10 protein-coding genes are annotated in these 12659 nt (G+C 67.8%); 6 read left to right on the top strand and 4 right to left on the bottom strand.

Annotation, left to right across the window (positions count from 1 at the left end; genetic code table 11):
• The first annotated feature begins 171 nt into the window (after window positions 1-171).
• From LDO86_RS16275 to LDO86_RS16255, 5 genes are all read left to right on the top strand, one after another.
• Window positions 172-2259: an Hsp70 family protein gene (locus LDO86_RS16275; protein WP_018768890.1), complete on the top strand. Its 2088-nt coding sequence runs from the start codon at window positions 172-174 to the stop codon at window positions 2257-2259.
• A 1-nt stretch (window position 2260) separates the two neighbouring features.
• The gene (locus tag LDO86_RS16270) at window positions 2261-4360 is read left to right on the top strand and encodes a LuxR C-terminal-related transcriptional regulator (RefSeq protein ID WP_018768889.1); all 2100 of its coding nucleotides are present in this window, start codon (window positions 2261-2263) and stop codon (window positions 4358-4360) included.
• A 165-nt stretch (window positions 4361-4525) separates the two neighbouring features.
• Window positions 4526-5644: an IniB N-terminal domain-containing protein gene (locus LDO86_RS16265; protein WP_224084112.1), complete on the top strand. Its 1119-nt coding sequence runs from the start codon at window positions 4526-4528 to the stop codon at window positions 5642-5644.
• Window positions 5645-5798: 154 nt separating this feature from the next.
• Window positions 5799-7667: a dynamin family protein gene (locus LDO86_RS16260; protein WP_224084492.1), complete on the top strand. Its 1869-nt coding sequence runs from the start codon at window positions 5799-5801 to the stop codon at window positions 7665-7667.
• Window positions 7664-9157 carry a dynamin family protein gene (locus LDO86_RS16255; protein ID WP_018768886.1) on the top strand — a complete coding sequence of 498 codons (1494 nt, stop codon included), beginning with the start codon at window positions 7664-7666 and terminating at the stop codon, window positions 9155-9157. The genes LDO86_RS16260 and LDO86_RS16255 overlap by 4 nt, the downstream gene beginning before the upstream one ends.
• A gap of 3 nt (window positions 9158-9160) precedes the next feature.
• Here the strand turns inward: LDO86_RS16255 and LDO86_RS16250 are convergent, their stop codons facing one another.
• Window positions 9161-9730, bottom strand: coding sequence for a hypothetical protein (locus LDO86_RS16250; RefSeq protein WP_224084111.1), 570 nt, complete (start codon window positions 9728-9730; stop codon window positions 9161-9163).
• 5 nt (window positions 9731-9735) lie between these two features.
• On the bottom strand, window positions 9736-10125 hold the full coding sequence (locus tag LDO86_RS16245) for a PLD nuclease N-terminal domain-containing protein (RefSeq protein WP_018768884.1): 390 nt from the start codon (window positions 10123-10125) through the stop codon (window positions 9736-9738).
• Between the two features lie 61 nt (window positions 10126-10186).
• On the opposite strand from LDO86_RS16245, the gene LDO86_RS16240 reads away from it, so the two are divergent.
• Complete coding sequence (locus LDO86_RS16240) at window positions 10187-10501, top strand: DUF4229 domain-containing protein (RefSeq protein ID WP_018768883.1); 315 nt, start codon at window positions 10187-10189, stop codon at window positions 10499-10501.
• Here the strand turns inward: LDO86_RS16240 and LDO86_RS16235 are convergent.
• Both LDO86_RS16235 and LDO86_RS16230 read right to left on the bottom strand, forming a co-directional pair.
• A complete protein-coding gene (locus tag LDO86_RS16235; RefSeq protein WP_026265707.1) occupies window positions 10498-11379 on the bottom strand; it encodes a 1,4-dihydroxy-2-naphthoate polyprenyltransferase in 882 nt (293 codons plus the stop codon). The genes LDO86_RS16240 and LDO86_RS16235 overlap by 4 nt on opposite strands.
• Before the next feature lie 76 nt (window positions 11380-11455).
• On the bottom strand, window positions 11456-12649 hold the full coding sequence (locus LDO86_RS16230) for an AMP-binding protein (RefSeq protein WP_018768881.1): 1194 nt from the start codon (window positions 12647-12649) through the stop codon (window positions 11456-11458).
• Window positions 12650-12659 lie beyond the last annotated feature (10 nt).

Below are 12659 nucleotides of genomic sequence, written 5' to 3'. Positions count from 1 at the left end.
GGGGTTTCCGGGTCCTAAAACCGGGGGCGCAGTCGAGAGACGGCAACGGTCCGATAAATAACCATTCGATGTAGCAACAGGGGTGTTCCCCGGTCCTTCGGAAATGCTACGTTGGTGACGTTCCCTGTGATGAAGCTTGCAGGTGGACCACCAGCCTTTCGAGGTACCCCAATGAGCTACGCTCTCGCCGTTGACGTCGGGACCAGTTTCACGGCAGCTGCCGTTGTGCGCTTTAACCAAGGTCCCAACGCCGTGCCCGAATGCCTGCCCCTGGGCACGCGTGGAGCGTCTGTGCCCTCCGTGGTGTACTACCCGGAGGAAGGCGCGGTCCTGGTGGGGGAGGCGGCAGAACGCCGAGGACTGGACTCGCCGGAACGCGTGGTCCGGGAATTCAAGCGCCGGATTGGCGACGACGTACCCTTCGTCCTGGGCACCCTGGTCCTGCGGCCGGAGGACGTCTATGCCACCGTTGCCCGCTGGGTGGCGGACCGGGCCACCGAGCGTGAGGGGGGCCCGGCGTCGGCCATTTTCCTGACCCACCCCGCAGCCTGGGGCAACCACCGGCTTTCCGTCGTCCGCGACGCCCTCGCCGCGCATGGCCTGGAGAACGTCACGCTCCTTCCCGAACCCGAGGCCGCAGCCCTGCATTACGCCTCCCAGGTGCGCGTGGAGGAAGGCAGCACCATCGCCGTGTACGACCTCGGCGGCGGCACGTTCGACACCGCCGTGCTGAGGAAGTGCGGCAGCAGCCGCTTTGAGCTCCTGGGGCACCCGGAGGGCATCGAGGACCTGGGCGGCGCCGACTTTGATGCCGCAGTGTTCCGGTACGTGGCTGCGCACACCGGGAACGCCCTGGACGATCTGGACACTGGTGACCCGGCGGTGCTGGGGGCCCTCACCCGGCTCCGCCGCGAATGCGTCGAGGCCAAGGAAGCACTCTCCGCGGACAGCGAATCCACCATTCCGGTGCTCCTGCCCGGCATCCAGCAGCAGATCCGGCTGGTCCGTTCAGAATTCGAGGCGCTGATCGAAGAGCCCGTACGGGAAACAGTGGAGGCGCTGGAGCACTCCCTGGCCCAGCTCCACCTGGTACCGGCAGACTTGTCCACGGTGCTGTTGATCGGGGGATCGTCCCGGATCCCCCTGGTGGCCCAGGTGGTGTCGGAGGAGCTGGACCGGCCTATCGCTGTGGATGCCGATCCCAAGTCCTCCATCTGCCTGGGGGCGGCAGTGGCAGCCGTCCTCGCCCACACGGCCGCAGTGGCGGCAGCAGCTGACCCGGCAGAAACTGAAGCGGACGCCCGGGAGGCGCCGCCCGCCGTCGTACCCTCCGACGTGCCGCCCGCTCCAACCGGCCCGGGCAGGCCCAGTTGGTCGCGGAAATATACGACGGTGGCAGGCGCCCCGGCAGGGCCAGTCGCCGTCCGCGGTGCCCGGCGCGGGGCGCGGGGCGCGCACGCGCCGAAGCCCACCGTCCGCGTGACCGCCGTGGCCGCGGCTGCTGCGGTCCTGACGGTCCTCACGGCAACGGCCGCGCAAAGTCCGGACGGTTTCGGAAGCCTGACTGCCATGTTCGTGCCGCAGGCCGGTGCCAGTACCACGGGAGGCTCCGCCGGCACCGATGCGGGCGGTTCGGACGCCGCCGGTGCAGGGGAGTCAGCAACCCCGGCCGCGGTGGCCCAACCACTCGCGGGCATCGAGGCCAGCGCCAGGAAACCCCTTGCTCCAGGGACCGGACTGGAAGCATCTGCCACGCCCCCCGGCGGGCAGGCGGCCGGCAACGACGGGCCGGCGTCTGGAAGCAGCGCGATTGCTGACGGACCTGTCGTCGCAGCGGCGGCAGTCCCCGATGCGCTTGCCGGCTCCGGGGGGACAACGGGCGGGTCAGGCGTTGCTCCCGAGGCCGTTACGGTGGTTCCCACGCCCGCTTCCGACACCCCGCAGGCGGGCGGTTCCGCCGACCCCACACAGAGTGAAGGCACCCCAACGCCCACCGACTCCGGGACGGCTGACCCGACGACTCCTGCGGCGACTGATTCGCCCACGGCAACTGAATCGCCTACACAGGACGACACTAGCCAGCCCACGCAGACAGAGAGCCCAAGTGCCACAACTGCCCCGGATCCCTCGATGACACCAACGGAGGTGGCCGTGGAAGCTACCGGCAGCCCAGCGCCGCAAGTAACACCGCTTGAACCCGAAACCACGTCCGCCGCAGCCGCCGTTGAAACGGCCACGACCGCCGCTCCGGGGGCCTGAGATGGACGGGCAGCTTCAGGACGGACAATTCCAACGGGAGGAACAACCCGGGGCGGCGTCCACGGGACCGGACCACCAGGGGCACCCGCTGCACGCTGCCGAGCAGATGGCCAAGCAGCTGAAGGGTGCCAACGCCGTGGTGCGGGAACTGCTGCTGGCGCTCTCGGTGGGCTTCGCCTTGCCGGGGCCGCTGCCTGCGGACCTGCAGCAAAAGTTCGGCAGCGGCGGGGCGGAGGACCTCGATGTCCTGGTGGACCGGGCCGAGGCCGCGGGACTGCTTGGGCCGGACGGCACCGTGGTGGGGACGGCGCAACACGCACTGCTGGCTGCCACACCCATTGCCAAGGTGCACGCGCTCCAGCGTGAGCTCGTGGGCGTCTACACGGCCGCCGGACAGCGGTTGGGTAATCTCGCCCGCGAGCTTGCCCGCGGCGGGCTCACCGACCCCCGGGTGGCTGCTGAACTGGAGCTGGCCGCGGACAGTGCGTTGGAGCATAACCCCCGGCTCGCGTCGCAGCTTTACGAGGAGGCCCTCCTGGCGGGCGCCGATCCGGTAGCGACGGCAGCCCGCCGCGCGCAGGCGGCGGCCGGTGATGGTGAGCTTGATGCGGCTGCGCGCATCATTGACACCCTCCTGGTCAGCGCCGACCCGCGGGATGTGCGCCGGGGTGCGGATGTGGCCGCCTCCGTTTGGGCGCAAAGGGGCATGCTGGCCCGCGGGGCCGATGTTTACAACTGGTTGGGCCCCGAGCGTGTGGGCGTATCAGCGCCCCTCGCCGCCGTTGTCCTGATAGGAGTCGGAGACCGGTCTGGGGCGGAGGCGTTCTTCCAGCCCGCCGCGCCGGCAGCTTCCCCCACCCTGCTTGCCGCCACGCTGGTCCAGACGGGGCAGGGGGTCTTCGCATCCCTGGGGGAGAAACCACAACAGGGCATCTCCGTGCTGATCCATGCCTCGGACATGCTGAACTCGGCAGGCATATCGCTTCCGCTGCCGGAAACGCCGGCTGCGCTGGCAGCCCTGCTGGCCCTGCACACCGGTGAGCCGCACCTGGCGGAAACCGTCTGCCGGGCAGCGGCCGCTGCCGGGCAGGGAGGCAATGCCGCACAACCCAGGCTCCTGCTGCTGCAGGCCTGGGCGGACATGATGCAGGACAAACTCGAGGATGCCCGGCTTGCCGCCACGGAAGCCGCCAAGGCCAACCATTGGCCGCTGGTCCCGCGCGACGAGTTCATGTGCGCTGCACTTGAGGTGGGGCTAGCCCGGCGGAACGGTGACGTGCCGGAGCTCCTCAGGGCGTGGGAACGGGCCCGCGAGGCCATGCTCCATACCTCGGTGGACCTCTACAACCTCCTGCCGTGGGGGGAAATGCTGATTGCTGCTGCCCGCCTGCGCGAAACGCGGCGCGTGGCGCACTACCTGGAAGAAGCCTGGAAGCTGCTGGGGCGCCTGGACGAACCCGCGCTGTGGGCCGTTCCCCTGCACTGGGCCGGCGTCCAGGCCGCACTGCTGAATGAAAGCCCCGCCGATCTTGCTCCGCATGCCACTGCACTGGCCCGGGCCTCCGTCCACAGCCAGCTTGCCGCAGTCTTGGCCACCGCGGGAAAGGCCTGGGTTTCGGTGCTCGCCGGCCGCTTCCGTACTGTCGACGTGGAGGGCGCGGCCCGGCTGCTGGGCGCTGTAGGAATGCCCTGGGAGGGTGCAAGGCTGGCCGGCCACGCTGCCGCACGTGCCGACGAGCGGCGGGACATGATGCGCCTGCTGTCCTGCGCCCGGGACCTCCACCCGCAGGGCAACCCGGCCGGTGCCGCGTCAGGGGCCGCCATCCAGGCAGGAACCCCCGCCGACAACGGCGGCAGGGCGCACCAGCCGGACGGCTCCGGACTGAGTGAGCGGGAAAAGGAAGTTGCCAGGCTGGTGCTTGAGGGCAAAACCTACCGGGAAATCGGTGAGGCCATCTACATCTCGCCCAGGACGGCAGAACACCACATTGCCCGGATACGCCGCCGCCTGGGCGCCGAAAACCGGTCTGACCTGCTGGCCCGTTTACGGGTGGCCTTGGGCGTTGAGAATTCCCAGCACATGAACCCGCAACAGGAGTAGTCCCTAATGCCCCTAGCCGCGGACCCGGGAGCACCCCGGCACGGCTTCCACCGGTAGGGGGAATGCGCCCGATGCCCAGTCTCCGGCAGCGAACCTAGTTTTGAAGCAGCCAGACACGTTCCGCCGGATGATCCGCAACTCGACGAAGATGTGAGGACCACTCATATGCCAACACTCGCAAACGACCTTGTTCAATTCCTGATGCACCTCTTTGGCAGCCGCAAGGCAATCCAGGCGTTCCTGGACAACCCGGAGAAGACGCTGGCCGAACACGGCCTGGGCAACGTGTGCTTGGCCGACGTTGACGCTGCAATGCCTGTTGTCCTCGACTACGCTCCCATCACCGTCAACGCCTCGTCGTTCGAACGCGAATACAACACAGGCGGCAGCAGCGCATGGGCGGGCGCAGGTGCGTCGGCTGGCTCTGTGTCAGCGGGTTCTGTGGGGGGCGCAACAGCCATCCACGCCGGAAGCCAAGGAATGGTACATGGCATCCCGAACTACGACCAGGACGACCACGCCCACGCAGTACAGCAACTGCACAACGTGATAAACCACTTCTCCTACACCACCAGCACCACCACGGTTGACGACCGGGACACCATGACCGACCAGTCCGTCAACCAGAACATCTGGGCGCACGGAGACGTGGAGCAGTGGTTCGACAACGACGCCGTGGTGGCCACCGGGGACCGGGCCGTCGCCGCCGGCGATGACGCCGATCTCAGGGACTCGAACAACATCAGGGATTCCTACAACACCGACCACTCCGCGGATAACTCCACGGACAACTCCATCCACGCCGGCGGGGACGTCGGCATCGGCAATGAGGAGACTGACATCTCGGACTCCTTCAACACCGACGTCGGCCTGGATGTTGACGACTCCTTCAACGACAACTCGGACAACTCCGACTACTCGGACCATTCGGACCACTCCGTCAGCACCGATACTGACCTCGATGTCCGCGACTCGTTCAACGACAATTCCGACAACTCCACCCAGGCCTCGGTGGAGGTGGAGGACTCCTTCAACCAGGACAGCTCCAGCACCACGACGCTGGAAGATTCGTTCAACCAAGACAACTCCACCGCCAGCACAGTGGATGTCAACGTGGAGGACTCTTTCCAGGACAATTCGGCCACGAGCATCGTGGAGGACAACGTGGTGGTGGCAGACAACCAGTTCGATTTCACGGAGGACAATTCCAGCCACACCGATATCGACCAGGACAACCACACCACCATCGACGATTCAGTGGTTGACGACTCCACCGTCCTGTAACACGCTGTTTCCGGGAGGCGAACCGCCCGGCAGGAGGCATCCCACCTTCTGCCGGGCTCTTCCCGTATTACCGAAGGCGCACTGGACACATTTTCCGCACTGGAACGAGGGGCACGCTGTGGCAGAAGCAGGACCGGCAAGGGCAGCGGGGCCCATGACGGCCGGCCAGCTGGTGAGGCTTGTTGACGAGGGCCTGCAGCTGGTGGGCGGCGGGGAGCGTGCGGACCTGCGCAGGAGGCTGGAGCAGGCCATGGCACGGCTGCAGGATCCCAGCATCCGGGTGATTGTGGTGGGGGAGTTCAAACAGGGGAAGAGCAAGCTCATCAATGCCCTGGTGAACGCGCCGGTGTGCCCGGTGGATGACGATATTGCCACCTCGGTTCCCACCATCGTCCGCTATGGTGAACCGGCCTCGGCCGCCGTGCTGGTCCCGGCAGCTGAAAAGGCGCCCGGGGAGGCTGCCGCCGACGGCCGGGAAGGAAACGTTGAGCGCCGGCCCGTCGACCTGGCAGAACTGCCGGCCCTCGTCTCGGAGCAGGGCAATCCGGGAAACAGCCTGAAGCTTGCGGCCGCGGAGGTCTGCCTGCCCCGACGGATCCTCACCGGTGGGCTCACCATCATCGATTCCCCTGGGGTGGGCGGCATGGGCTCCACCCACACCCTCACCACCCTTACCGCCCTTCCCACCGCGGATGCCATGCTGCTGGTCTCGGACGCCTCCCAGGAATACACGGAACCGGAACTGCGGTTCCTGCGCCAGGCCATGCGGATTACGCCCAGCGTTGCAGCCGTCCTTTCCAAGACGGACCTCTACCCGGACTGGCGCCGCGTAGGGGAACTGGACAGGACACACCTGGACCAGGTGGCACCGGACATTCCCCTGTTTCCCGTCTCCGCGGACCTCCGCCTTGAGGCCTCCCGGCTCCAGGACAGCGAGCTCAACGCGGAATCGGGCTTTCCCGGCCTGGTGGCCCATCTGCGCAACGATGTGGTGGGCAAGGCGCAGCGCATCCAGCGCCGCTCCGTCAGCCAGGACCTGCTGTCCGTGACGGACAACCTGCGGCTGTCCCTGCAGTCCGAGCTTGAGGCCCTGGAGAACCCTGCGGGTACGCCGCAGATGCTCGCGGACCTTGAGCAGGCGAAAACAGAGGCGGACGACATGCGGAAACGGTCTGCGCGCTGGCAGCTGACCCTCAGCGACGGCATCAACGACCTCATTGCCGACATGGAATACGACCTCCGGGACCGCCTGCGCCGGATCCAACGGGAAGCCGAGTCGGCCATCGACCAGGGCGATCCCGGGCCGGTCTGGACGGAATTTTCCCAGTGGCTCGAAGATTGCGCCGCCGCGGCGGTGTCGGACACCTTTGTCTGGACCAGCGAGCGGTCGCAGTGGCTGGCGGCGCAGGTGGCGGAACATTTCGCTGCCGACGAAGTATCGCTGCCCGTCCTGCACGTTGCCGATTCAGGGGACGCGCTGGATCCGGTGGACCAGATGGCGGAACTGGACCCGGGCCGGGTCAACCCAATCCAGAAAGTCCTGATCGGCATGCGCGGCTCCTATGGCGGCGTTCTGATGTTTGGCCTCCTCACAGGTATTTTCGGGATGGCCCTGATCAATCCCCTGTCGGTGGGCGCCGGACTGCTGCTGGGGCGCAAGGCCTACCGGGAGGACAAGGAAACGCGGCTCAAACGGCGCCAGGGCGAGGCCAAGGCGCTGTTGAGGCGCCAGCTCGACGACGTGACGTTCCAGGTGGGAAAGCAGCTCAAGGACAGGCTGCGCCTGGTCCAGCGGACCATCCGGGACCACTTCACCGACATCGCGGACGAGTACCACAGGTCATTGTCGGATTCGGTGGCCGCGGCCCAGAAGGCCGCCAAATCGTATGCCGAGGAGAGGGAAGGGCGGATCCGGGAGATCAGGGCCGAACTCAAAAAAGTGGATGCGCTGCACCGGGCCGCGGAAGCCGTGGCCGCGGAGGTCATGGCCGCCGGGACCCGTGCCGGGGCGGGCGTTGGATGACGCCGTCCACCACGGCCGGGGCAGCCGGACTGATCCGGGAAGCGCTGGAGGTCTACGGCGACGACGCCCAGGCTGCCGAAGCGCTGCGCGGCTACGCGCGGCGGCTTGCCGAGCCATTGCGGATTGCCATTGCCGGCATGGTGAAGGCAGGAAAATCCACGCTCCTCAACGCCATCATTGGTGAGGAAATCGCGCCGACGGACACCGGCGAATGCACGCGGATCGTCACCTGGTACCGGCACGGCCACACTCCCCGCATCACGCTCCACCCCGTCACTGGGGAGCCCCGGAACCTGCCGTTGAAACGCGTGGACGGGCGCCTGGTCTTCGCCCTCGACGGCGTCGAGGCGGAGGAAGTGGAACGGCTCGACGTCGAATGGCCTGCGCCGGCCCTGCAGGCCATGACGCTGATCGACACCCCCGGCATCGCTTCCGTGTCCCAGGACGTGTCCGCACGGTCCATACGTTTCCTGGCTCCGGAGGATTCGGCGTCGGAAGCTGATGCCGTCATCTACCTGATGCGCCACATGCACGCGTCCGATCTGAGGTTCCTGGAATCCTTCCGCGACACCGCGGCGGGCCGCTCGGGTACGGTCAACGCCATCGCGGTGCTGTCCCGTGCCGACGAGGTGGGAGCCGGACGGATCGACTCCCTGTTGTCCGCCGGCAGCATCGCGGAAAGGTACAGCCGGGACCCCAACCTCCGGAAGCTGGCACTGGGCGTTGTCCCGGTGGCCGGACTCCTGGCCCAAAGTGCCCGCACCCTGCGCCAGCCGGACTTTGAAGCCCTCCAGTTGCTGGCCACCCTGGACCGGGCCGCGCGCGAACGGATGTTGCTGTCCGCCGACAGGTTCCGCCGGTCCAGGGAACCCGTGGCACTGACGGAAGAGGCACGGTCCTCACTGCTGGAGCGCTATGGGCTTTTCGGTATCCGGCTGGCCGTGGTCCTTATCCGCAATGGCTACCCCGAGCCAACGCCCCTGGCCCATGAGCTGGCCCGGCGCAGCGGCCTGGATCCGCTGTTGGAGGTGCTGGACCGGCAGTTCCAGGCGCGGGCGGAAGCGTTGAAGGCCAGGACCGTGCTGGTGGCGGTGGGGAACCTCCTGGACACCCGGCCCCGCGAGGGAACGCAAGAGTTGGCGGCGTCCCTGGAGCGCGTCCAGGCCAACGCGCATGAGTTCCGCGAACTCCGGCTGCTGGCGGCCCTGCGCACTGCCGGAGTGGACCTGGCTCCCGAACTGGCGGCGGAAGCTGAACGGCTCATTGGCGGCCGCGGCGCGGCGGCATCCCTGCGGCTCGGCATGGCGCCTGACTCCGGTCCGGACGTGCTGGCCGCTGAGGCGCGGCGCTGCCTGGCGCGGTGGCGCAGGGTTGCTGAAAGCCCGCTGACGGCCAGGTCCGCTGTTGAAACGTGCCGGGTGGTGATCCGCAGTTGCGAGGGTGTCCTTGCGGATTTCGCAGCCAGGGACGCCCAGGCGCAGTCAGCGTAGGGCTCAGGCCTGCGTGGCCTCCCGCTTCAGCCAGGAGCCGGCGGACGGCAGGAACAGAAGCACCAGCCCGGCGAGCGCCAGGAGCAGGCCGGCACCCCACAGCATCACCACGTAGCTGCCGTCGGCGCCGTTTGGGACCAGGAAGGCGGATGCCAGGAGGAGGACGGGAAGGTGGGCGGCCAGCAGCAGGACCAGGACCCAGCGGGCCCAGTTTTTGCGGCCCAGCGCCGCGGCCAGGACAGCAGCTTCAAGCACGGTGACCAGCAACAGGGCGCCGATGCTCCCCCAGAAGACGATCTCCGCCGCGGTCCCTACCGACCCGGCGTCGCTGCCCGCAGCCATGTCCGCCACTACGCCACGGAGCCGCTGCAGGTTGGAATCCCGGGCCACGAAGCATCCCAGCAGGACGGCCAGGCCCGCCACGAAGCTCAAGATCCAGAGCGTGCGGGCCGTCCGGACAACTTGGGGTACCGGGGGAGTGACGGGGATGGGCGGCGGCGCGGAGTAGGACAGGCCGGGCCTCGGTGGGGGAGCCGGCACGCGCCGCTCTTCTCCGCCGGGTTGGAACGCCATAAGCGTTATTTCAGTCCGTCGGTATCGTGTTCATCGGTGCCGCGCTGGCCTTTGCCGCCGTCCTCCTTGGCTTTTGCGTCCAGCTCGTCCCGGAGTTTCTTGAGGCGCTCCGTTTCGGCCTGCTTGCGGCGCCGTGCCTCAAGGTTGCGGAGGAAGTCCGGGTCATCGTCCGGAGCCACGGGATGCGGGTAGCTGGGCCGGGGCTGCTCAGTACCGCGCGGCCTGCCAATCAGCAGCCACAGGATGGCTCCCAGGACGGGCAGGACAATCTGGACGATGATCCAGGCCGGTTTGGAAATCCCGCGGGTCAGTCGGCCCTCAGTGCGAATCACGTCCACCAGGCCATACACGAAGATGACGAGGACTGCGACGGCCAAAGCCACACGGAAGAGCATGCCATTAAGTCTATCGTCAGGACGCGCAGGGGCCGCTGGCGGAGGCGGCTAAACTTGAATAGTGGCCTTTTTGAAATATTCCCTGATCCGGCTGGCAATCTTCGTGCCCCTGTTTGCCCTGTTCGCGCTTCTGCAGGTGGGGGTGCTGATGTCCGTGATCTGCGCCGCGCTCATTGCCTTTGCCATCAGCTACCTGTTCTTCCAGAAGCAGCGCGACGCTGCCGCCGCGGCCCTGCAGCACCGCTTCTCCGGGAAGGCCAAGCCGCTGCGCTCCGCCGGCGAAGTCCAGGACGCCAACGCCGAGGACGCCCTGCTGGACGCCAACCCGGACATCACCATCAACAACGCCAAGGGCAGCAACAACAACAAGCGCTAGAACCCGTGGCTGAGGATCAGCCCCAGTGAGAACAGCACGCTGTAGCCAAGGTTGATCAGGCCGGTCTGCTTCAGGACCGGGATCAGGCTTTTGCGCTTGCGCCCGTTGATCATCAGCCAGGCCGGCATCAGGCAGGCCGGAATGAGCAGCAGCACGATCAGGATCCACGGCCGGCCCGGTGCCAGGATCACCACCAGCAGGATAGCGACGGCGAGCATCAGCACGTAGCTTTCCCGCGCATGCTTGTCGCCCAGCCGCACCGCCAGGGTCTTCTTGCCGGCCTGCATGTCGGTGGGGATGTCCCGGACGTTGTTGGCCATGAGCAGCGCCGTGGCGATCAGGCCGGTGCCGATCGCTCCGATGACCGCGGACAGGCTGATGTGGCCCGCCTGCGTGTAGGTGGTGCCCAGGGTGGCCACCAGGCCGAAGAAGACGAAGACGAACAGGTCGCCCAGGCCCATGTAGCCGTAGGGGTTCTTGCCGCCGGTGTAGCCCCAGGCGGCCATCACACAGCCGAGCCCCACCAGGATCAGCCACCAGGCCTGGGTGAGGACCACCAGGACCAGGCCGAACACCATGGCCAGGGCGAACGTTCCCAGCGCCGCCCACTTGACGTGTTCAGGCTTGGCGGCGCCCGAGCCCACCAGCCGCAGCGGACCCACGCGGTCGTCGTCGGTCCCGCGGATGCCGTCCGAGTAGTCGTTGGCATAGTTCACGCCCACTTGGAGCAGGAGCGCCACCAGAGCCGCAAGGATGGCGTTGGGCAGGAGGAACGAGTCCATTTCGTAGGCGGCGGCGGTGCCGATCAGCACTGGCGCGATCGCTGCCGGCAGCGTCCGGAGTCGGGCGCCTTGGATCCATTGGGCGGCTGTTGCCACGGTTAGTACCTCGTGTTGTTTCGGTAAGACGGCAGGATGGAACGTGCGCACCCGCCGCGGTGGTGCAGGTCCAACTCTACTTTCCCCCGTGCAGGGCGCTGAGTTCGGCGGTCATGGCGAGCCGGTCCGGTTTGCCGTTGGGCAGCATCCGCAGGGCCGGTGCGGTGAGGACGGTCTTGGGCGCCAGGACGCCCAGTTGCTGCTGCCACAGTTGTTGGAGCACGACGGCGGCGTCCCCGGCTTCCTGCCCGGACGCGCCTTCGGGGGTTAGTGCCACGTAGGCGGCCACGGCCTGCCCCCACTCCGCGGACGGCACACCGGCCACGAAAGCCGCGGCGACGGCGTCGGATTGTTCCAGCTGCTCCTGGACGTGACCGGCGGAGACCTTCACGCCGCCGGTGATGATGACGTCGTCGGCCCGGCCCAGCACGGTGAGCCGGCCGTCGTCGTCAATGGAGCCCAGGTCGCTGGTGCGGTACCAGCGCACGCCGTCCTCCTCGAAGAACGTCCCGGTTTCCTCGTCCGGCGCCTCGATGTAGCCTGCGGCCACCGTGTCCCCGCCCAGCAGGATCCGGCCGTCCTCCGCCACGCGGACCGAGACGCCTTCCAGGGGGTAGCCTTCGTAGACGCAGCCGCCGGAGGTCTCGGCGGAACCGTAGGTGGTGATGACCCTGGCCCCGGCGTCCCGGGCGGCTGCCAGCAGGGCCGGCGGGGCCGGGGCGCCGCCCAGCAGGATGGCATTGAAGCGGCGCAGCACGGCGAGCGTGTCCGGTGACGGGTGGTCCAGGAGCCGCTGCAGCTGGGTGGGAACAAGGGAGGTGAACCGGATTTTGTCCGTCAGTTCCAGCGCGGCGGCCGTGAACGCCTCCGGGGTGAAGCCGCCGGACATGTCCATGACCCAGGGCCGGGTGCCGGCGAACAGGGAGCGCACCAGCACCTGGATGCCGGCCACGAACTGGACGGGCAACGCCAGCAGCCACTGGCCTTCGCCCTTGAGCCGCAGGGCGGTGGCCATGGAGGAGGCCGCCAGGGATTCCACGGTCAGCACTGTTGCCTTGGGTGTGCCGGTGGAACCTGACGTGCGGACCACGGCTACGGCGTCGTCGCAGCCCGGCGTCTCCACGTGGCCCACGACCAGGCTGCCGTCCGGGCCCAGGGACAGTTCGACGGCGGGGCCCTCACCATGGAGGGCGGCCGCGAGGGCTTTCAGGGCGGGTTCGATATTCAGTGGCCCGGTGGGGACGGGCGCCGGTGTTGCTTCGCTGTTCATTGCCGTCCTG

Source organism: Arthrobacter sp. StoSoilB19 (assembly GCF_019977275.1).
In the GTDB taxonomy this organism is placed as follows: domain Bacteria; phylum Actinomycetota; class Actinomycetes; order Actinomycetales; family Micrococcaceae; genus Arthrobacter.
Note: the sequence above shows the minus strand (reverse complement) of the source record. Positions and strands in the feature narration are given on the sequence as shown.